This window comes from Pseudomonas sp. BF-R-01 (genome assembly GCF_019946615.1).
GTDB lineage: Bacteria > Pseudomonadota > Gammaproteobacteria > Pseudomonadales > Pseudomonadaceae > Aquipseudomonas > Aquipseudomonas migulae.
This window is the reverse complement of sequence record NZ_JAGYFX010000047.1, coordinates 20,796-41,257: the sequence shown is the minus strand read 5'-3', so window position 1 is coordinate 41,257 and position 20,462 is coordinate 20,796. Positions and strand designations below refer to the sequence as shown.

Genomic DNA, 20,462 nt, shown 5'->3' with positions numbered 1-20,462 from the left:
CGTTAAACCAGGTAGTCGCTCAGGGCTTCTTGAACGCACGGCGAATCGAGCAGCGAACTGCTGCGGAAAAACCGCACGATGTTGGCGACCAACGGGTGATGGCGGTTGATCGGGAAGGCCAGTCCCGACACTTCGCGCTTGAGTGCGGCGCGCGCGGCTTCGCTGATTTGCAAAGACTCGATCAGGCGGAAATCGAACGACTTCTGAATGTCGTTAGTCAGGTAATGGCCGATGAACACCGGCAAAATCTGCGCGATGCATTGGCGATCTTCTTCGCTTGCGGTGTGCCAGTAGATGCGCACCAGCCGCGCCCAGAAGCCGGAGTGACGACCCTCGTCGAGCAGATGGTCAGCCATCAATCCCTTGATCGATTGCTTGACCGTGTCGTCCTTGGCAAACGCCGCCACATCGCCGGTGACGGTGTTTTCGGCGATGGCTACGCAGATCAATTCCACGGCACTGCGCAGGTGTTCCGGTGCGAGTGCCACGGCGGCCGGAATCGCCCGGCTCAGTTCGATTTCATCCGGCAGGTCGATGGGTGTGATGCCCGTCATGGCGACGGTTTGCTGCATGAAATCCATCGCCACCAGCGCGTGGTAATCCTCGTCCACCACCACGGTCATGGCGTCGTACCGGCAGGCGAACGGGAAGGCCACGGCAAAGCGGTTCTTGGCGATGCTGCGCGCGGTTTTGTCGACGATCTCGGTTTCGAAAATCACCACGTCGTTGATGAATTTGTAGAGCGTCTGCACCAGGGCGAAATCCCGTTGCTCCGGGCATTCGCGCAGAAAGGTTTCGCTCAATACCAGCGGTTGGCGACTGAGCGGGTAGATCAGCTTTTCGTCGTTCTCCAGCACGCGGCGCGGTCGGGTGCGGATGGTCGCGCGGCTTTCCCAGGCGTCGGCGAAGGATTGGTAGTCGGCGGCATTCATGCGTTCACCTCCGCCAACGGCTCGCTCATGCTCAGACGCAGGCCGTCCCACAGGGCAATGCGGCTTTCCACGGCGGCGAGGGCGCTGGCGTAGACGTCTTCTTCGCGTTGCGGATCGCCATTGACCAATCGCGCGAGGAGTTTTTCCGCTGCCGGGCCGTGGTCTTCGGAATCGACTTCGATGTGCCGTTCCAGGTAGTAACGAAAGGTCGGCGCTTGCTCAATGCCGATGCCCCAATCGTCGAGAATCCGCTGGAACATCTGCGGAATCACGCTCTCACGACCGTGCAAAAATGCCGCTGCAACACTGTGGCCGGGTGCATGCAGCGCGGTGTGCAAGGTGTGGCGCACGAACTGCGCAGCGGCCGGGTCAACGTCCACGCTCTGCAATGCCACGTCATAACTCACGCCTTCTTGCTGCAGCGCCACGAAGCGTTCGATGACGGCCGTGCTGGCCCCCACTTCGCGCATCGCATCGAGGTACAACTCGAAATGGCTGTAATGGCCGTGGGCCGGACGATCATCGGACTCTTCACCAAGCACGATCTCGTTGATCAGGCGCGCCGCTTGCGGATCGCTCGGCGGCAGCCAGGGCAACTGAACGCAGGTCAGTTCCTGTTGCAGGCGCTTGGTCAGCGACATGAAATCCCATACCGCAAACACATGGGATTCCATGAAGCGTTGAAGTACCGAAAGCGAATGTATTTCAGAGAAAATCGGGTGCGCGCTAAGTTCTGCTTTCTTCTGATTAAGACGGTCTTTAGTCGATTTCATGGCGAGCCTATAAGTGGTCCGGAGTGAGGTGTGATCAATAACTAATGAGTGCTTTAAGAAGTCTGATGGCGAGCGGATGCCTCAAATGAATTGATCGGTATTAGTTGCATGTAAGTCTTATGGCTAAGGGGTTGCAGCCAGTAGCCAGTAGTGGCGGAGAAAAACTAATACACGAATAAAGTGCTGGGCAAGTTATTTTTATACTATTTTAAAGTTTAACTTTTTCGAGCGTGACAAGTTTCAATAAGACTTTTTGAATAAGTTTTATTTGGGCGTAGTTGCTCCTTTCGGCTTATATAAGTAGAAATCGAAATAAAGAGTGAATGCCTCACTCGAAGCAACTTTCTAAGGGTGATCGTTAGTGTGATTTGAGGGGTGGAAGTTGGCCGGGACGCCGATGCTTCCTTTCCCGTGGCAAGACTCCTTCCTTAGGTTCTTGATGCGGGGACTGCGCCGCTCATGCGGTGCGTCGCCCGTTTGTTATTCGTTGGCAGCCCAAGAGTGAGCGTAAATCAAGGCAGCCGCTATCACCGACGCGTCATAGGGTCAGTGCAAGGGGCGGGTTTGGCAGAAAGGATGTGCAGGCGCGGCAAGCGCGGGCGAGCAGGTCGACCTGCTCGCGCCGTTGCCGGGGTGATTTATTTCGAGGTTTTTCTGCTTTGCGCTTCGGGGCTTTCGAGATAGCGGGTGATGACCTCGACGCCTCGGTTGAGGTGATGTTCGAGCAGCTTCACCGAACGCTCGATGTCGCGGTCTTCCACCGCCCGCAGCAGCGCACGGTGATCTTCCTGGGACAGTTTGCCCAGGCCCATGGCTTCCAGGTTGAAGCGCAGGAAGCGTTCCTCTTCGTTCAGTCCGTCTTCGACCAGCCTCAAGAGCCGACGGTTAGGCGCCTTGCAATACATCGACATGTGGAACAGGCGGTTCAGCCGGCCGATTTCGGTGTAATCGTGTTCCGTTTCCAGTTCGTCGATGTAGCGGGCGGCCTGCTCGAAGTCTTCGTTGGTGAGCAAAGGGATCGACAGGCGCAGGGCTTCGGACTCCAGAAGGATGCGCAATGCGTAAGTCTCGACGGCGTCGCCCTGAACCAGTGGCGCGACCACCGCACCTTTGTGGGCGACCACGTTAAGCAGCGCATGGGCTTCGAGCTGGCGCAAGGCTTCACGGACCGGCATGCGGCTGACACCGAACAGGTCGGCCAGGTCTTGTTGGCGAAGGGCCGTGCCGCAAGGAATGCGACCATCGAGAATGGCGGCACGCAGGGTCTCTTCGATGACCGAGCGGGCCAAATGCGCGGGAATCGGCCCGTTGACCTTGATACTGCTGAGAGGGTTGGGCTTCTGTGTCACTACAACGCACCCTGAATGACTGAGATAATTTGGATCCAAGAGGACACTAGTGACTGCCTGACAGGTTGTCAAACGTACACAGGGTCACACTTCAAGTTTAGTCGGCCCGCAGTGATCTCACCGTGCCATTGTTATTTAACAGGCTAACCTTCAACATCAATCGATTCCACCTGCCCACCCTGGATGCCTCGCATTGGCGGCACGTTTCGCGATCCCTCGGACCTTGCGCTGGTTGTGCTGCGCGTTGCTGCTGGCCGGTGTCATTTCGGGCGGCCTGCACGCCGACTGGGATTTTTCCCTGATCAGCCGTCGGGCGCAGGCGTTGTACGGGCCATTGGGCGAGGGTCAGCAGCGCATCGATGCCTGGCAGCAATTGTTGGCGACGCAGAAGCAACTCAGTGAGCTGGACCAGCTCAATGTGGTCAACCAATTCTTCAACAAACAGATGCGCTATGAAGAGGACATCGACCTGTGGCACGAGGTCGATTATTGGGAAACCCCGATCGAAGCCTTGTGGAAAGGCGCCGGTGATTGCGAAGACTTCGCCATCGCCAAGTATTTCAGCCTGCGCCGCCTCGGCGTTTCCAGTGACAAGTTGCGCATTACTTACGTAAAGGCCCTGAGCCTCAATCGCGCGCACATGGTGCTGACCTACTACGCCAGCCCCGACGCCATGCCGCTGGTGCTCGACAGCCTGATCGATGCGATCAAGCCCGCCAGCCAACGTACCGATCTGTTGCCCGTCTACGCTTTCAATGCCGAAGGCTTGTGGTTGCCGGGTGCCAAGGGCAACAAGAAAGTGGGCGATACCAAGCGGTTGTCCCGTTGGCAGGATGTGTTGAAGAAAATGCAGGCGGAAGGATTCCCGGTCGAAACGATTAACTAGGAGCACGCGCTCAGATGTCTTTGTTCAAACAGCTATTGATCGCTATTTGTCTGTTCCTGGTGGTCGCCTTCACCGGCAGCTTCATGGTCAGCCTCGAGAGCTCGCGCACCCAGTACGTCAACCAGTTGCGCTCCCACGCTCAGGACGCCGCGACGGCGTTGGCGCTGTCGTTGACGCCGAACATCGATGACCCGGCGATGGTCGAGCTGCTGGTCAGCTCGATCTTCGACAGTGGTTATTACGCGAGCATCCGCGTGGTCGATCTGTCGAACGACAAGACGCTGGTCGAACGCAACGGCATCCCGGCGGTCACCAATGTGCCGGACTGGTTCATCAAACTGATCGGCCTGGAACCGGCGGGTGGCGATGCGATTGTCAGCCGTGGCTGGGAGCAGGCTGCGCGGGTCGAAGTGGTCAGCCATCCGATGTTCGCGCTGGCCAAGCTTTGGCAGAGCGCACTGGGCAGTCTCGGCTGGTTGCTGCTTTGCGGCGCGGTGAGTGCGGCGCTCGGTGCGTTGCTGTTGCGCCGGCAATTGAAACCGCTGGACTACATGGTCCAGCAATCCCACGCCATTGCCCGCCGCGAATTCCTCAGCCTGCCGGACCTGCCGCGCACACCTGAATTGCGCCGGGTGGTGCAGGCCATGAATCAGATGGTCGAGAAGCTCAAGGCGTTGTTCCAGGAGCAGGCCGAACGCAGTGAAAAACTGCGCGCCGAGTCCTATCAGGACAACCTGACCGGGTTGGCCAACCGGCGCTATTTCGAGATGCAATTGAACGCGCGGGTGAGCAATCCGGAGCAGGCGAGTTCGGGTTATTTGCTGCTGCTACGGGTCAAGGACCTCGCCGGGCTGAATCAGCGTCTGGGCGGTCAACACACCGATGATTTGTTGATAGCGGTCGGCGAGCAACTGTCCCGCGAGTGCGCCAAATACCCCGAAACGCTGAACCTTGTTACACGGATCCGCGGTGGCGAATTTGCCGTGCTGGCGCCGGGACTGCTGCGCGCAGAAGCGCTGCAACTGGCGCAAAACCTCGACAGCGCCTTGGTCACCCTGCATGCGACCGGCGCCACCGACGTGGCCGCCGTGGCCTTCATCGGGCTGGCGCCGTTTGTGTATGGCGACGCCCCGCAAGCGGTGCTCGGGCTGGCGGATCAGGCACTGGCGCAGGCTGAAGGCCAGGGCGATTCCCGGTGGGTGTGCCTGGACCGCGCAGCGTCGGCCCCTGTCGGCGATGATCATCATGCCTGGCACAGCTTGCTCGATCTGGCGCTTAGTCAGCAGCGCTTCGAGCTGTATTTCCAGCCGGTGGTGGCCAGCCAGGACACGACGCTGGTGCTGCATTACAAAGTGCTTTCGCGCTTGATCGACGAGCAGGGCCAGGCGATCCCCGCCGGCCGGTTCTTGCCGTGGCTTGAGCGTTTCGGCTGGGCCGCGCGCCTGGACCGCCTGATGTTGGAGCGGGTGCTTGAGCAGATGGCCGACCATGAAGCATCGTTGGCACTGAACCTGTCCTCGGCGACGCTGGCCAATCCGCAGGCGCTGAGTCAACTCTTCGATATTTTGCGGGCGCATTCCAGTTTGGGGTCGCGGCTGACGCTGGAAATCGGCGAGGAACAACTGCCGGAGCAAGCTGAGCTGGAAGAGCTGACACGACGGCTACGTGAACTCGGCTTCTCGTTGAGCCTGCAACACTTTGGCGGGCGCTTCAGCATGATCGGCAACCTGGCACGGCTCGGGTTGGCGTATTTGAAGATCGACGGCGTTTACATCCGCGCGATTGATCAGGAGAGCGACAAGCGTTTGTTCATCGAGGCGATTCAGCGGGCGGCGCACAGCATCGACTTGCCGTTGATTGCCGAGCGGGTCGAGACGGACGGGGAGCTGGCGGTGATCCGCGAGATGGGGATTTACGGTGTGCAGGGGCAGTTATTTGGTGAGCCCAAGCCCTGGGAGTGATCAGATCTGAAGATCGCCATCGCGAACAACCCGGTAAACACTGTAGGAGCCGGCTTGCCGGCGATGGCGTCAGCACAGAAAACGACAAAGGTTGGATCAGATCAACCCCGAATCATCCTCATCCACCAGATTACTCAACCCACCCAACGCTTCCCGGGCCTGTGACCGGTCCATCAGTTTGGCCTGTGCGGCGGCCGGCAGGTCGGTGACGCGGATCACGCCCTTATCGGTCAGCACCTGAATCAGGTCGTCGAGTACCCGGATCATGTCCAGGTCACTTTGCCTCAATTGCTTGAGTTGTTTGATTTGCTGAAGTTGTTTGTGGCTGGTCGCCATGACTTCGCTGGCAAACCAGGCTTGAAGATCGGGATGGTCGGCCGGGAGTATTTCGGTAGACCCGGCATAGGCCTCGGTTTCCACGCGCATCAGTTGGCCGTCTGCATTGCGTTGCACGTAGAACATTGAGCATCCCTCATGAATGACCCGCATAGGTCTGTCAGCAGCATAGCCAACGGAGCGGTGCCTTGATGTCAGGCCGTGGCAAAACATGCTTATGAACTAAGTAACTAATTGATTTAAAAGATATATACGAAACAACTAAACGTCTGTTCGTTAATTGCCTGGGTAAATGGTCCGCTTATTGCTCCGTTGTTACTCGTGTTCGTGATGTTGTCAGCGACTGAATGAGCCTGCCATTCGGCGCCAAAATGAGCGGTCGTTCAGGCTTGAGTGGATAATCGCGCGCCGTCCGGTCGAGCCGTTTTTTCGGTGAATGCATGCATAGATAAGCAGCCAAAAAAACAGCGCCAAGTCAAAAAAATGGCGATTAAAAAATAATTTTGATCGCGATTAAGTATTACGCTAGTGTAGTTCAAAATATTGACGATATCATTTTAGTGGCTCACCTCGACGGACCGTCACGAGCTTCGTGTTCTATCTCAGTAAGCGCCTCGGGCAGTCTATGAATCGTACAGACGATATATCGAACCTGTTCAACAGGTTCGGGGCAAGTGCGGACAGCTATCTCGAATTCGATAGCCATTTTGACTACAAAGAAAAGCCGTTGGCGCTGGTGCCGACTACGCCTGCGTCCGTGGTGATTGAAGCCCCTCAGGCCGCTATTGAGGTGGTTGAAGCCGCACCGGTCGAACGTGCGATACATGTCGAGGCTGAACTGCCGCCCGTCAAAATCCCCCAGGTTGCTGCGCCGCTTCGCCATTTACTGGCCGAGGTCGCGCTGGCGCGTCAGGCAGAAGCGCAGGCACGCAACGAAGAGGCGCTGCGCCAGGTGCTGCCTCATGGCCGTCCGAGCAAAACCAAGGCGCATGTCATCGCATTGATATCGGGCAAGGGCGGTGTTGGCAAAAGTACCCTGGCCTCGGCGCTGGCCACCCTGTTGCGGGTTGAGCACGGTCAGACGCTGGCCATCGACCTCGATCCGCAAAACGCCTTGCAGCATCACCTGGGTGCCGAGCCGGATGTGGCGGGCATGGCCAACGCCAGCCTGCAGGGTGAAAACTGGAATTCACTGCTGTTGGCCGGGCCGGCAGGCTCATTGTTGCTGCCTTATGGTGCGGTCACTGAAGATGAACGCCGGACGCTGGAACGCTATCTGGAAAACGATCGATTCTGGCTGGCCCGTCAGTTGGCGAACATGGCGCTGGGCGAAAACGACGTGGTGATTCTCGACACACCACCGGGTCGTACGGCTTACCTGGACCAGGCCTTGATGGTGGCTGATCAGGTGCTGGTGGTGGTGACCGCCGACGCCGCGTGCTTCCTGACGCTGGACCCGATGCAGCGCTTGCTCGACGAACGCAAGGCCCGGGGACAGGCCCCGCAGTGCAATTACGTGATCAATCAGTTCGACGCCTCCCGAGCGTTTTGCCGGGATATGCAAGAGGTGCTCAAGCGCCGTCTCGGTAACGATCTGCTGGGGGCCGTGGCGCTGGATCACAGCATCGGCGAGGCGTTGGCGTACGGTCAAAACCCGTTGCTGGAACCGGGCTTTTCCCCGGCCTGCCGAGACATGCGAGTCCTGAGTGACACGCTCAAGGCGCAGTTGAAGTCGATGGATATCGCGGAGTCGTGCGCTTCGTGATTACAGCCTCAGCTCCCGATACCGAAGCCCTGACGCGATCGCAGCGTTGGGCGCAGGCGCTGTCCGAACGCGTGGACAGTTTGCCCAAGGCATTGCGTCGAGCGTTGATCCTCGGCGTCACGCTGATGTGCGCGCTGATGGCTGTTTTTATCATCACAGTGCCGTTCGATCTGTATTCGCAGTGCCTCTTTGCGGCGGGTTGCTTCGCCACCGCGTTGGTACTGCGCAAGATTCCGGGGCGCCTGACGGTGATGGTGCTGATCGGTTTGTCACTGACGGCGTCCCTGCGCTATCTGTACTGGCGGCTGACGTCCACCCTCGGTTTCGAAGGCTGGCTGGACATGCTGTTTGGCTACGGCCTGGTCATGGCCGAGCTGTACGCGATGATCGTGCTGGTGTTCGGTTACATCCAGACCGCCTGGCCGCTGCGCCGCAAACCGATATTGATGAGCGGCCCGCCCAGTGAATGGCCGACGGTCGATGTGTTCATCCCGTCGTACAACGAAACACTGGATATCGTCAAAGTCACGATCTTCGCCGCTCAGGCCATCGACTGGCCTCGCGACAAGCTGCGCGTGCATGTTCTCGATGACGGGCGCCGCGAGGACTTCCGCGAGTTCTGCGGGCAGATCGGCGTCAACTACATCGTTCGTGACAACAACCGCCACGCCAAGGCAGGCAACCTCAATGAAGCGTTGAAGGTCACCAGTGGCGAGTTCGTGGCGATTTTCGACGCCGACCACGTGCCCACGCGCTCTTTCCTGCAGGTGAGTATCGGCTGGTTCCTCAAGGACCCGAAGCTGGCAATGCTGCAAACGCCGCACTTCTTTTTCTCCCCTGACCCGTTCGAAAAAAACCTCGACACCTTCCGTTCCGTGCCGAACGAAGGTGAGCTTTTCTACGGCCTCGTGCAGGACGGCAACGACCTGTGGAACGCGACGTTCTTCTGCGGTTCCTGTGCCGTCATCCGCCGTGAACCGTTGCTGGAAGTTGGTGGCGTGGCCGTCGAGACTGTGACCGAAGACGCCCACACGGCGCTCAAGCTCAACCGTGCCGGCTACAACACTGCGTACCTGGCCATTCCTCAGGCGGCGGGCCTGGCGACGGAAAGCCTGTCACGCCACATCAGCCAGCGGATTCGCTGGGCACGGGGCATGGCGCAGATTTTTCGCACCGATAACCCGCTGTTCGGCAAGGGCCTCAGCCTGGGCCAGCGTCTGTGCTACGTGAACGCGATGCTGCACTTTTTCTATGGTTTGCCGCGTCTGGCGTTCCTTACCGCGCCGCTGGCCTTTCTGATTTTCGACGCGCGGATCTACCACGCCTCGGCCTTGATGATCACCGCTTATGTGCTGCCGCACATCCTTCACGCCAGCCTGACCAACTCCAGCATTCAGGGGCGGTTCCGCCATTCGTTCTGGAACGAGGTCTACGAGACGGTACTGGCCTGGTACATCATGGGCCCGGTGCTGATGGCGCTGGTCAATCCCAAGTTCGGCGGCTTCAACGTGACCGACAAGGGCGGGATCATCGACAAGAAGTACTTCGAATGGAAGCTGGCGCGCCCCTACATCATCCTGCTGAGTTTGAACGTCGTCGGCATGATCATCGGTGTGGTGAAGCTGATGGAGGGCGCGGACGATGCGGCGACCACGATCCTGATCAACCTGGCCTGGACCGTTTACAACATCATCATCACCAGCGCCTCGGTGGCGGTGGCCAGTGAAACCCGGCAGATGCGTTCCGAGCCGCGGGTTGCGGCGGCGCTGCCGATGCGCCTGACCCGTGCCGACGGCAGTGTCATCGAAGGCACCACTCTCGATTTCTCGCAAAAAGGCCTGGGCTTCCGTTTGCCTGACGGGGTGACGGTTCCCCAGGGCGAGCGGGTACAGATCTCGCTGTTTCGCAATCAACACCTGAGCGTGTTCCCGGCGGTAATTGTGTTCAGTCGCGGCACCGTTTTGGGCGCGCAGTTCGATCAGTTGACGCTGCGCCAGCAAAGCGAACTGGTGCGCCTGACCTTCTCGCGCGCCGACACCTGGGCGTCGACCTGGGGCAGCGGTCAGGTCGACACGCCGTTGGTGGCGTTGCGTGACGTCAGTGCCATTGGCCTGCGCGGTATCTACGAACTCTTCAAGGCCACGGTCCTGGAAGCGCGGGCATGGCTGCGCAACCGTCGTCCACCCCCACCCCTCTTAGAAAACGTTCTGGACAAGTGATGAACTCGAAGTCTTTCGCTGTCGGTAACCTGCGCGGCGTTCGCCGCGCTCTGGCTCGTGCGACCTGCACCTTGCTGGCGTTGGGGAGTGGTGTCGCGGCGTTCGCCGAAACGGCGCCGGCGACCAGTGCCACGGCAGGTGCCGGCAACTACAGCCTGACGCTCAAGCAGCTGGGCCGGAACTATCCGATGACCCTGCGCGGCGTCGAGTCTGCCGACAGCGTCAACTTCGACGTGCGCGCCGATGCGATCGTGACCGGCGCGCACCTGACGTTGCAATACACCTACTCCCCTGCGCTGCTGGCCGACCTTTCGCAGATCAACGTGATGGTCAACGATGAGGTGGCTGCCAGCCTGTCATTGCCCAAGGAAAACGCCGGGGCGATGCAAAAGCAGGTGGTGGAGATTCCCGCTCACCTGATCACCGAGTTCAACCGTTTGAGCCTGCAGTTCGTCGGCCACTATTCGATGAGTTGCGAAGACCCGCAGCACTCCAGCCTGTGGGCCAGGATCAGCAACAACAGTCAGCTCGACATCCAAGTGTCGCCACTGACCTTGCCGGACGATCTGGCGATCCTGCCACTGCCGTTTTTCGACCGTCGGGATGCGCGTCAGCTGAGCTTGCCGTTTGTGTTTGCCGCTGCACCCGACAACAACACCCTGGAAGCCGCCGGCGCACTGTCGTCGTGGTTCGGCGCCCAGGCCAGCTATCGCGGCGCGGTGTTTTCCTCGCGCTTCAACCAACTGCCGGCCAGCGGCAATGCCGTGGTGCTGCTCAGTGGTCCTGATGCACTGCAACTCGGTGGTTTGACGCTGCCGGCGGCGACAGGGCCGACCCTGACGCTGATGAGCAACCCCAATGATGCGAACGGCAAATTGCTGGTGATCACCGGTCGCGACGGGGCGGAACTCAAGCGCGCCGCGACGGCGTTGGTGCTGGGCAGTCAGGCGTTGTCGGGCAGCCGCGTGGTAATCGACCATCTCGACAACGTGCAGCCACGCAAGCCGTACGATGCACCGAACTGGTTGCCCACCGATCGTCCGGTCAAGCTGGGTGAGTTGATTGCGGCCAAGCAATTGAATGTCGCCGGCTACAACCCCGGCGAGATCACCGTGCCGCTGAATTTCCCGCCAGACCTGTTCACCTGGCGCGACGAAGGCGCACCGCTGGACCTCAAATACCGCTACACCCCGCAGGAGAAATCCTCCAACTCGTCGTTCATTGTCAGCTTCAACGACGGGCTGATTCAGTCTCGCAACCTGCCGTCCCAGGACAAACTCGACAGCGGTGTGCTCAGCGCGCTGAAGACCAACGACAGCCTGGCCCGCGAAGTTCGTGTGCGCCTGCCGTTGAACTCGGTCGCCCTGCAATCGCGCCTGCAACTGCGCTACATGTTCGATTACATCAAACAGGGCGAGTGCGGCGACATCATCATCGACAACATGCGCGGCAGCGTGGACCCGGAATCGACCCTGGACCTGCGCGGCTACGACCACTTCATGGCCATGCCCAACCTCGGCGTGTTCAAGGATGCAGGCTTCCCGTTCACCCGTTTGGCCGACCTGTCGCAAACCGCCGTGGTGCTGCCGGACAACGCCGGGGCTACTGACCTGGATGCCTACCTCACGGTGCTCGGACGGTTTGGCCAGTCCACCGGTTACCCGGCCACCGGTGTACAGGTGACGCAAGCGGCGCAGGTCGCGACGGTTGCCGACAAGGATCTGCTGGTGTTGGCGTCCGGTGCCAACCAGCCGTTGCTGACCCAGTGGGCCGACCGTCTGCCGGCGGCCGGGAATGACGGCAAGCAACGTTTCGAAGTGTCCGATTTGCCCATGCGCGTACGGGATTGGTTCAGCCCCGACCCGGATGCCAACCAGCGCAAGGCGCGGCTGGCCATGGCGTTTTCCGGTGGGCAGCGCAGCACGTACCTGACCGGTTTCGAGTCGCCGCTGAAGAGCGGTCGCAGCGTCGTGGTGATTGCCAGCGACCGGCCGGAAGGCCTCACCGAAGCGACCAAAGCCTTGGTCGGTGGCGAAGAGTACACCCAGTCGATCCAGGGCAGCCTGGTGGTGGTTCGCGGCAAATCCATCGAGGCGCTGGTGGCGGACGAGCAGTACTACGTCGGCGAACTCGGGCCGTTCAAGTACGTGCAATGGATGTTGTCGCGGCATGTGGGCTGGATGTTTGCGCTGACCGGGCTGGCCATCGTGCTGCTCAGTGGTCTGGCGTACGTGTCGCTGCGTGCCCGCGCCAAACGACGTCTTGACGTGTGATGCTCGTGCCCGCCTTCGCCCATAAACGCCCGTGCCGTGCCGCCGTGATCGCGCTGTCGACGCTGCTGCTGGCATGGCTGCTGCCCGCCACCGCCCAGGCGCAACGTTGCGAGGCATCGACCTGGCCGTTGTGGCAGACGTTCGTCGAGCACTTTGTGCAACCCGACGGGCGTGTGCTGGACGCCAGCACGCCGCAACGTCACAGCTCGTCTGAAGGTCAGTCGTACGCCATGTTCTTCGCTCTGGTGGCGAATGATCGGGTCACCTTCGACAAGCTGTGGCGCTGGAGTCAGGACAACCTCGCCCAGGGCGATATCAAGAACAATCTGCCGGGTTGGTTCTGGGGCCTGGACGAGCAGGGCCAATGGCGCCTGCTGGACAGCAATTCGGCGTCAGACGCCGATCTCTGGTTCGCCTACGCGTTGCTCGAAGCCGGGAGGCTTTGGCAGAGCGACGCCTACACCCAGGCGGCGCGCCAGATCCTGCACAACGTTGTCACCCAGGAGGTCGAGGACCTGCCGGGGCTGGGCAAAATGCTGATGCCGGGAAAATTCGGATTTATCAAACCCGACCTCAACAAGCCTGAGCTGTGGCAGCTCAACCCCAGTTACCTGCCGATTCCGGTGCTGCGCCGATTCGCCGATATCGATCGCAACGGACCGTGGGCGGAAATCGCCACGAACACCGCGACCCTGATCAAGGCCGTCAGCTACAAAGGCTTCGTTGCCGATTGGGTCAGTTATCGCCGCACCGGGCCGGGCAAGGGCGAGTTCATCGTCGACCCGGTCAAGGGTGAATTGGGCAGTTACGATGCGATCCGCACGTACCTGTGGGCGGGCGTAATGCCCGTCAAGGACCCGCTGCGCAAACCGCTGCTCGGCAGCCTGGGCGGCATGCTCGCCGCCACGCTCGCCGACGGTGTGCCGCCGGAGAAAGTCCAGGTGCTCAGCGGTCAGCGCAGCGGTGCCGGCCCGTTCGGTTTTTCCGCCGCGCTGCTGCCGTATTTCAAAGCGCTGGGCAATGCGTCGCTGCAACAGCAACAGGCCTTGCGCGTGCAGCAACTGATGGCCCAGACCCTGACCGCCGAAGCGGTCCAGGCAAAGCAGCCACCCTATTACTTTTTTGTACTGAGCCTGTTTTCGCTGGGCTACATGGACAACCGCTACCACTTCCTCGATCACGGGAAGTTGCAACCGATGTGGGAGAAGCAATGCCAGCGCGCCGTCACGCCATAGCCTTCGGGGTTTTCGCCGCCCTGATCCACAGCAGCAGCTTTGCCGCGCTCAATGGCGCCGGCAAGGCGCTGCTGCAACAGGGGCAATACTGGCAGGCACAAGGTGACCAGGTCCGGGCCACCGAAGCCTGGAAAAAACTGCTGCTGATCGATCCGCAGCAAGCCGATGCGATTTACGGTCTGGGCTTGCTGGAGCTCAAGGCCAACCGTCCTGCTGGCGCCAATCGCTACCTGGATCAGCTCAAGCAATCCCATCCCGGTGAATCGCAAACGTTGCTGCTGGAACAGGCCATCGCCTTGCAGAGCGGCAACAACCTCGATCAGTTGGAGCAGGCGCGCCTGCTGGCAACGGCGGGCGAGCTGGACAAGGCCATGCCGATTTATCGGCAGATTTTCGCGGGCAAGGCACCTCAAGGGGAGCTGGGCCTGGAGTTCTACAACTACCTCGGTTACTCGACCGGCGGCTGGACCGAGTCGCGCCAGGGCCTGGAGCGTTTGCTGCAACAAAGCCCGGACAACGCCAAGGTCAAACTGGTGTTGGCCAAGCTGCTGCTGCGCAACGAGGCGACCCGTACCGACGGTATTCGTCGCTTGGGTCAGCTGTCGACCCTGCCCGAGCTGGGTGGTGAGGCTACCGAAAGTTGGCGCGAGGGTCTGGTGTGGCTGGGTTCGCCACGAGCGGCGGAGATCCCGTTGTTTGAGGAGTACCTCAAGGCCAATCCGGATGACGCCGAGATTCGCACGCAAATGAACAGCCGTGGCACGGCTGCCGTGGCTGCCCAGCAGAATCCGAACCTGGCACGCGGTTTCAAGGCGCTTCAGGACAACCAGCTGAATGTCGCCGAGCAAGCCTTTCTGGCACGACTCAAAGAACAAGCGCAGGACGCCGACGCGTTGGGCGGTCTGGGGATCGTTCGTCAGCGTCAGGGCCGCTTGAGCGACGCCAATGAACTGCTCAAGCGTGCCGCCGGCCGTGGCGGCAACCCGCGCTGGCAAGCGGCGCTGGAGAGCAATCGCTACTGGGATCTGCTGGGCCAGGCTGACAAAGCCAAATCCGACCATGACCTGGTGCGGGCGCGCAGCCTGTTGCAACAGGCCATCGCCAGTAAGCCGCGACAAGTCGAAGGCTATGTCGCTTTGGGTGGTGTGCAAGCGGAGCAGAACCAGTTGGACAATGCCGAGGCGAGCTATCGTCAGGCACTGACCCTGGACAATGACAACCCTGCGGCCCTGCTGGGGCTGATCACCGTGCTGGCGCAAAACGGTCAGGCCAGCCAAGGGTTGCGAATGATCGAAGGGCTGAACCCGGCCCAGCAAAAACGCCTTGGCGATTTGCGGCCATTGCGTGCCGCCGTCGCGGTCGGCCAGGCGAAAAATGCCGAGCGCAGCGGCGACCTGAACGGCGCGATTGCCGCGCAACAGGAAGCGCTGCGCAACGATCCGCAGAATGTCTGGACGCGTTATGACCTGGCGCGCCTGTACGTGCAAGCGAAGGCCCCGGACAAAGCCCGGCAGACCATGGCAGAACTACTGAAAGCCGATCCGCAGCGCGTTGATGCGCTGTACGTCAGCGCATTGCTGTCGAGCCAGTTGGGTGAATGGTCGAACGCGCAAAGCACGCTCGAGCGCATCCCGGTGAGCCAGCGCAGCACGGCGATGCAACAACTGGCCAACGAGGTTCAGGTGCAATCCCTGGCCAGCCAGGCCTCGACCCTGGCCAAACAAGGTGACCGCAGCCAAGCCATCACGTTGCTGCGTCGTGCCGAACTGGCGGCCAACGGCAAACCCGAATCATTGGGCATGCTGGCCTCGGCGTACGTCGATGCCGGTGATACCGAACACGCGTTGTCGATGCTGCGCAACGCCATGGCACAAAGCAGCACACCGTCGGCGTCGCTGCGCCTGGCGTACGCCGGCGTGCTGCTGAAGACCGGTGACGACGTGCAGGTCAATCAGATCCTGCACGAGTTGCAGAGCCAGCCATTGGCGGCGGCGGATCAGCGCAGCTACGACCAACTGTTGTACCTCTACACCGTGCGTCAGGCCGATCTGTTGCGGGAAAAGGGCGACCTCGTGGCTGCCTACGACACGCTCGCGCCGGCCCTGGCTCAGCGCCCGAACGACCCCTTGGCGGTTGGAGCGCTGGCACGCATGTACCTGGCCAACAACAACGCCAAAAAAGCCATCGAGCTATATCAACCGTTGCTCGACCAGGCACCGAATGATCCGCAGTTGCAGATCGGCATGGCCCAGGCCTTGAATCAGTCCGGCGATTATCGCGGCGCCGAGAAAGCCATGGACAAGGCGCTGGAACTGGCGCCGAACGATGCGCCGATTCTCGCCACCGCCGCCAGTCTGTATCGCGCCCAAGGCAAGAACGCCAAGGCCGCGCAGCTGTATGCGCGCGCCTTGGCACTGCAAGCGCCGAGCAAGGAAGACGCCAATCCGTTTGCCGGGACCGTGGCTGCCAACCCGTTCGTGGGCAAGGCCGGCCAGCGCAGTCAATCGCGGCTGGCCGAGGCTACGCTGTCGCAAATTCCGGCGCCTGCACAGGTGCAAGTTGCGCAGGCGGCGGATGAGGCCGAGCCGGCCCTATCGAATGCCCTGGCGAGCAATGGCAGCGCTGGCGCTTACGCTGTGCAACCCGCGCGGGCCCCAGCCAAGCCGACGGACCCGCAGGCAGAAGCCCGCCAGGCGATGCAAAGTGCGCTGGACCAGATTGATCAGGAACGCAGCCCGCGTGTCACTCAAGGCGTGACCATCCGCAGCAATGACAGCGAGTCGGGTTTGAGCAAAATCACCGACGTCGAAACGCCGCTGGAAATCAGTGTGCCGCTGGGTGATGACCGTCTGGCTCTGCGCGTTACGCCGGTGTCGCTGAACGCCGGTGGCATCAGTGATCCTGCGAAGTCGCGCTTCGGTGGTTTCAATGAGCAGCAGATGGCCGCGTTGCAAGCCCAGTTGGCGAACAACACGAACCCGGTCCAGACCGATTTTCTGCGTAATCAGATCAGCGGCCCGATCGGGCGCCAAAAGGACACGGGTGTCGGCCTGGCCGTGGCTTACGAGAACCCGTCGCTGGGGCTGAAAACCGATCTTGGCGCAAGCCCCATGGGTTTCCTCTACAGCACCGTGGTCGGTGGTATCAGCATTGATCGCTCGTTCACCGAAGGCAGCGATTTCCGCTACGGCCTGAGCCTGTCGCGGCGCCCGGTGACCGACAGCCTGGTGTCTTTCGCCGGTGCGCGAGACGCCCGTAGTGGCCTGGAATGGGGCGGCGTCACCGCCAATGGCGGGCGTTTGCAGCTCAGCTATGACAATGGCGATTACGGCGTCTATGGCTACGGTGGCCTGCACAAACTGGTGGGTAACCACGTCGAATCCAACAGCCGGGCCGAGGCCGGCACCGGTGTCTACTGGTATTTGCTCAATGACGACAGCCGTCAACTGACCGCCGGCCTGAGCCTCACCGGCATCAGCTACGACAAGAACCAGGGCAACTTCACCTACGGCAACGGCGGTTACTTCAGCCCGCAAAACTTCTTTTCCATCGGCGTGCCGATTGGCTGGTCGCAACGCACCGATCGCTTGAGTTACTCGATCAAGGGCTCGGTCGGCGTACAGCACATCGAGCAGGATGCGACGCCGTACTTCCCGAACGACAACGACATGCAGAGCGTGCTGAGTCAGGTCTCGCAGCAGTACGCCACGGCCGGGATCATTGTGCCGACCCAGTACTCGGGACAGAACAAGACAGGCGTCGGCTACAACCTGAATGCAGCCGCCGAGTACCGTTTTGGCGACAACGTCTTCCTGGGCGGCAGCTTCGGCCTGGACAACGCCCAGGACTACAAGCAATTCACCGGTGGTTTGTACCTGCGGTACATGTTTGAAGACTTCACCGGTCGCATGGCGATGCCGGTCAGCCCTTACCGTTCCCCTTATTCGAATTAAGCAGCAGGAGTTTGCACCGTGGCAGTATCGATTCTGGCAGGCATGACCATTTTGATGATTGGCGACAGCCACCTGGCAACGCCTGACTATCTGATTTCCTCCCTGCACGACAGCCTGGTTGCCCAGGGTGCGACCGTGCATACCTTGGGTATTTGCGGTGCCAACGCCGGTGACTGGCTCAAAGCCACGCCGGGCACCTGCGGTGGTGCCGAGCGTCGTGGCACGGAAAAAACCGTGGTGCTGGGCGGCAAAGCAGCGACCTTGCCGATCAGCCAGTTGCTGGCCACTGACAAACCGGACCTGGTGCTGATTGTCATGGGCGACACCATGGCCAGCTACACCAAACCGGCGTTCCCGAAAGCCTGGCTGTGGCAGCAGACCACTGCGCTGACCAAGGAAATCGCGGCCAACGGCACCCGTTGCGCGTGGGTCGGCCCGAACTGGGGCACCGAAGGCGGCAAGTACGGCAAGACGTTTGCCCGGGTCGAGATGACCTCCAAGTTCCTCGCCGCCAACGTGGCGCCGTGCAGCTACATCGACTCGCTGCAGTTCTCCAAGCCGGGCCAATGGGCCACGGTGGACGGTCAGCATTTGACCGCGCCGGGCTACAAAACCTGGAGTGCTGACATCAGCAAGGCTCTGCTGGAAGCCCCGGCCGTCAAGGAAGCCAAGAAATGATCAAGCTGTTCGCGGCGCTCGCGGCCGTCCCGGTGTTGTCGATCACTACGCTGGCCCACGCCGAAGTGGCGTTGTACCCCACCGGCCCGGCCGAAGATTCGGCGTTCATCCGCTTCGTCAACACCGGCACCGCGCCGCTGGACGTGATCGCTCAGGCCGGCCAACCGCCGCTGCGTCTTGAAGTGGCCGCACCGGTATCGTTGTTTTTCCCGGTGCAGGCCAGCAGTCCGATCAAGGGCAGCCTGGTCAGCGGTGCGCAAAAACTGGCCATGGATTTGAAAGTCGAACCCGGTGAATTCGCGACCGTGCTGGTGTTGCCGGACGGTGCAGGCATCAAGCAAGTGGCGGTGCGCGAGCAGCCGGATGACTTCAACGGCCTGAAAGCGTCGCTGGCGTTCTTCAACGTCGACGCTTCGTGCGCCGACGCCAGTCTGCGTCCTGCCGGGCGTACCGCCGACCTGTTCAAAGCGGTGCCGGTCGACAGCTTGCAACGTCGCTCGATCAACCCGGTGAGCCTGTCGGTGCAACTGGTGTGCGCCAACGCCAACGTCGGCGGGCCGCTGGATCTGGGGGAACTCAAAGCGGGTGAGCGCTACAGCGTGCTGCTGGTGCCGTCGGCCGCAGGACCGCGTCTGTTGAACGCCACGGACTCGTTGTCCCACTGATCGGATCTCTGCGCCGCCATGGTCTTCGCCTCATTAGAGTTCCTGACATTGTTTTTGCCAGCGTTTCTGCTGGTTTACGCATTGGGCCGACCGGCCTGGCGCAATGTCATTCTGTTGCTCGGCAGTTGGCTGTTCTACGGCTGGCTGAGCCCGTTGTTCCTGACGCTGCATATCGTGCTGACGATTGTGGCGTGGGTGGGCGGCCTGCTGGTGGCCCGCGCACCGGACGGCTCCCGTGGGCGAGTGCGGCTGTTGATCGCGTTGATCGTGTTCAACACGGCGGTGTTGTGCTGGTACAAATACGCCAACATCCTCGCCGGGACCTGGAGTGAGCTGATCACCTATTACGGGGCGATGCCGCTGGAATGGCAGCGGGTGGCGCTGCCGGCGGGCCTGTCGTTCATCGTGCTGCAGGCGATTTCCTATCTGGTGGACGTGCATCGGCATACCGTGCCGGTGGAGCGCAGTTTCATCAATTACGCCACGTACATTTCCATGTTCGGCCACTCCATTGCTGGCCCGATCATTCGTTATGACTGGGTGCGCCGAGAGCTGACGCAACGGTATTTCAGCTGGCGGAATTTCTCCCTCGGTGCGCGTCGATTCATGATCGGCATGTGCATGAAGGTGCTGGTGGCCGACACGCTGTCGCCGCTGGTGGATGTCGCGTTCCACCTGGAAAACCCGTCCTTTGTCGACGCCTGGATTGGCTGTCTGGCCTACTCGCTGCAACTGTTTTTCGACTTCGCCGGCTACAGCGCCATGGCCATCGGCCTGGGCCTGATGCTGGGCTTTCACTTTCCGGAAAACTTCAACCGGCCGTACCTGGCCAGCAGCATCCAGGACTTCTGGCGGCGCTGGCATTTGTCGCTGTCGAGCTGGCTGCGCGATTACCTGTACATCGCCCTTGGCGGTAACCGCAACGGTGCGTGGAAGACTTATCGCAACCTGTTCCTGACCATGGCCATCGCCGGTTTGTGGCACGGCGGCGACAGCTGGAATTACCTGTTGTGGGGTTCGGCGCACGGGGTCGCATTGTGCGTTGATCGCCTCTGGTCCCGTTCCCGATTGCCAAACATTCCACCGTTGCTCTCGCACAGCCTGACGCTGTTGTTCGTGTTCCTCGCCTGGACGCTGTTCCGCGCGCCGGATTTCCATTCGGCGATGACAATGTATGCCGGGCAGTTTGGCCTGCATGGCTTTGCGTTGGGTGATGCGCTGGCGGTGACCCTGCGCCCGGTGCATGGGCTGGCAGCGCTGCTCGGCGTGGTGTGCATCCTCGCGCCGCTCCTGCAAAGCCGTGTCGAGCAGCGGTTCGCCCGTCACGCCTTTTTCGTTCCGGTCACGGCTCTGTGGCCGGTGGCGGGGTTCCTGCTTTCGTTTGCGTTGATCGCAAGCCGTGAAGCCGTACCCTTTCTGTACTTTCAGTTCTGATGA

General features: G+C 60.9%; 14 protein-coding genes. 10 read left to right on the top strand and 4 right to left on the bottom strand.

Annotated elements, in window-relative coordinates:
• Positions 1 to 2: 2 nt before the first annotated feature.
• The 3 genes from KGB27_RS18285 to KGB27_RS18275 all read right to left on the bottom strand — a co-directional run bounded on the left by KGB27_RS18285 (position 3) and on the right by KGB27_RS18275 (position 3,054).
• Complete coding sequence (locus tag KGB27_RS18285; RefSeq protein WP_223436938.1) at positions 3 to 932, bottom strand: diiron oxygenase; 930 nt, start codon at positions 930 to 932, stop codon at positions 3 to 5.
• The gene (locus KGB27_RS18280; RefSeq protein WP_008039599.1) at positions 929 to 1,705 is read right to left on the bottom strand and encodes a DUF3050 domain-containing protein; all 777 of its coding nucleotides are present in this window, start codon (positions 1,703 to 1,705) and stop codon (positions 929 to 931) included. The genes KGB27_RS18285 and KGB27_RS18280 overlap by 4 nt, the downstream gene beginning before the upstream one ends.
• 638 nt (positions 1,706 to 2,343) lie before the next feature.
• Entirely contained in the window at positions 2,344 to 3,054 is a 711-nt protein-coding gene (locus tag KGB27_RS18275) for a GntR family transcriptional regulator (protein ID WP_008039600.1), read from the bottom strand.
• Positions 3,055 to 3,247: 193 nt separating this feature from the next.
• Here KGB27_RS18275 and lapG point away from each other — a divergent pair, with 193 nt between their 5' ends.
• Positions 3,248 to 3,940: a cysteine protease LapG gene (gene lapG, locus KGB27_RS18270; protein WP_192226605.1), complete on the top strand. Its 693-nt coding sequence runs from the start codon at positions 3,248 to 3,250 to the stop codon at positions 3,938 to 3,940.
• 14 nt (positions 3,941 to 3,954) lie between these two features.
• Complete coding sequence (gene lapD, locus KGB27_RS18265) at positions 3,955 to 5,901, top strand: cyclic di-GMP receptor LapD (protein WP_223555613.1); 1,947 nt, start codon at positions 3,955 to 3,957, stop codon at positions 5,899 to 5,901.
• A gap of 96 nt (positions 5,902 to 5,997) precedes the next feature.
• Here the strand turns inward: lapD and KGB27_RS18260 are convergent, their stop codons facing one another.
• Positions 5,998 to 6,363, bottom strand: coding sequence for a tryptophan synthase subunit beta (locus KGB27_RS18260; protein ID WP_192226609.1), 366 nt, complete (start codon positions 6,361 to 6,363; stop codon positions 5,998 to 6,000).
• Between the two features lie 499 nt (positions 6,364 to 6,862).
• Between KGB27_RS18260 and bcsQ the strand changes: the two genes are divergently transcribed.
• The 8 genes from bcsQ to KGB27_RS18220 are packed head-to-tail and all read left to right on the top strand — an operon-like array spanning position 6,863 to position 20,459.
• The gene (bcsQ, locus tag KGB27_RS18255; RefSeq protein WP_223555610.1) at positions 6,863 to 8,002 is read left to right on the top strand and encodes a cellulose biosynthesis protein BcsQ; all 1,140 of its coding nucleotides are present in this window, start codon (positions 6,863 to 6,865) and stop codon (positions 8,000 to 8,002) included.
• Positions 7,999 to 10,221 (top strand): UDP-forming cellulose synthase catalytic subunit, encoded by a 2,223-nt coding sequence (gene bcsA / locus KGB27_RS18250; RefSeq protein WP_008039607.1) that lies wholly within the window; start codon positions 7,999 to 8,001, stop codon positions 10,219 to 10,221. The genes bcsQ and bcsA overlap by 4 nt, the downstream gene beginning before the upstream one ends.
• Positions 10,221 to 12,494, top strand: coding sequence for a cellulose biosynthesis cyclic di-GMP-binding regulatory protein BcsB (gene bcsB / locus KGB27_RS18245; RefSeq protein ID WP_223555606.1), 2,274 nt, complete (start codon positions 10,221 to 10,223; stop codon positions 12,492 to 12,494). Before bcsA ends, bcsB begins: the two co-directional genes overlap by 1 nt.
• Positions 12,494 to 13,729 carry a cellulose synthase complex periplasmic endoglucanase BcsZ gene (bcsZ, locus tag KGB27_RS18240; protein WP_223555603.1) on the top strand — a complete coding sequence of 412 codons (1,236 nt, stop codon included), beginning with the start codon at positions 12,494 to 12,496 and terminating at the stop codon, positions 13,727 to 13,729. Before bcsB ends, bcsZ begins: the two co-directional genes overlap by 1 nt.
• The gene (locus tag KGB27_RS18235) at positions 13,705 to 17,682 is read left to right on the top strand and encodes a cellulose biosynthesis protein BcsC (RefSeq protein ID WP_223555600.1); all 3,978 of its coding nucleotides are present in this window, start codon (positions 13,705 to 13,707) and stop codon (positions 17,680 to 17,682) included. Before bcsZ ends, KGB27_RS18235 begins: the two co-directional genes overlap by 25 nt.
• Before the next feature lie 54 nt (positions 17,683 to 17,736).
• Complete coding sequence (locus KGB27_RS18230) at positions 17,737 to 18,360, top strand: SGNH/GDSL hydrolase family protein (protein ID WP_207285608.1); 624 nt, start codon at positions 17,737 to 17,739, stop codon at positions 18,358 to 18,360.
• Positions 18,357 to 19,025, top strand: coding sequence for an alginate O-acetyltransferase AlgF (locus tag KGB27_RS18225; RefSeq protein ID WP_223555598.1), 669 nt, complete (start codon positions 18,357 to 18,359; stop codon positions 19,023 to 19,025). Before KGB27_RS18230 ends, KGB27_RS18225 begins: the two co-directional genes overlap by 4 nt.
• Positions 19,026 to 19,043: 18 nt before the next feature.
• Positions 19,044 to 20,459 carry an MBOAT family O-acyltransferase gene (locus tag KGB27_RS18220; protein ID WP_223555595.1) on the top strand — a complete coding sequence of 472 codons (1,416 nt, stop codon included), beginning with the start codon at positions 19,044 to 19,046 and terminating at the stop codon, positions 20,457 to 20,459.
• The last annotated feature ends 3 nt before the right edge of the window (positions 20,460 to 20,462 follow it).

Coding starts and splice junctions, on each gene's coding strand:
- KGB27_RS18285 (WP_223436938.1), bottom strand. CDS start 932: ATGAATGCCGCCGACTACCAATCCTTCGCCGACGCCTGGGAAAGCCGC.
- KGB27_RS18280 (WP_008039599.1), bottom strand. CDS start 1,705: ATGAAATCGACTAAAGACCGTCTTAATCAGAAGAAAGCAGAACTTAGC.
- lapD (WP_223555613.1), top strand. CDS start 3,955: ATGTCTTTGTTCAAACAGCTATTGATCGCTATTTGTCTGTTCCTGGTG.
- KGB27_RS18260 (WP_192226609.1), bottom strand. CDS start 6,363: ATGTTCTACGTGCAACGCAATGCAGACGGCCAACTGATGCGCGTGGAA.
- bcsQ (WP_223555610.1), top strand. CDS start 6,863: ATGAATCGTACAGACGATATATCGAACCTGTTCAACAGGTTCGGGGCA.
- bcsB (WP_223555606.1), top strand. CDS start 10,221: ATGAACTCGAAGTCTTTCGCTGTCGGTAACCTGCGCGGCGTTCGCCGC.
- bcsZ (WP_223555603.1), top strand. CDS start 12,494: ATGCTCGTGCCCGCCTTCGCCCATAAACGCCCGTGCCGTGCCGCCGTG.
- KGB27_RS18235 (WP_223555600.1), top strand. CDS start 13,705: ATGCCAGCGCGCCGTCACGCCATAGCCTTCGGGGTTTTCGCCGCCCTG.
- KGB27_RS18230 (WP_207285608.1), top strand. CDS start 17,737: ATGATTGGCGACAGCCACCTGGCAACGCCTGACTATCTGATTTCCTCC.
- KGB27_RS18225 (WP_223555598.1), top strand. CDS start 18,357: ATGATCAAGCTGTTCGCGGCGCTCGCGGCCGTCCCGGTGTTGTCGATC.
- KGB27_RS18220 (WP_223555595.1), top strand. CDS start 19,044: ATGGTCTTCGCCTCATTAGAGTTCCTGACATTGTTTTTGCCAGCGTTT.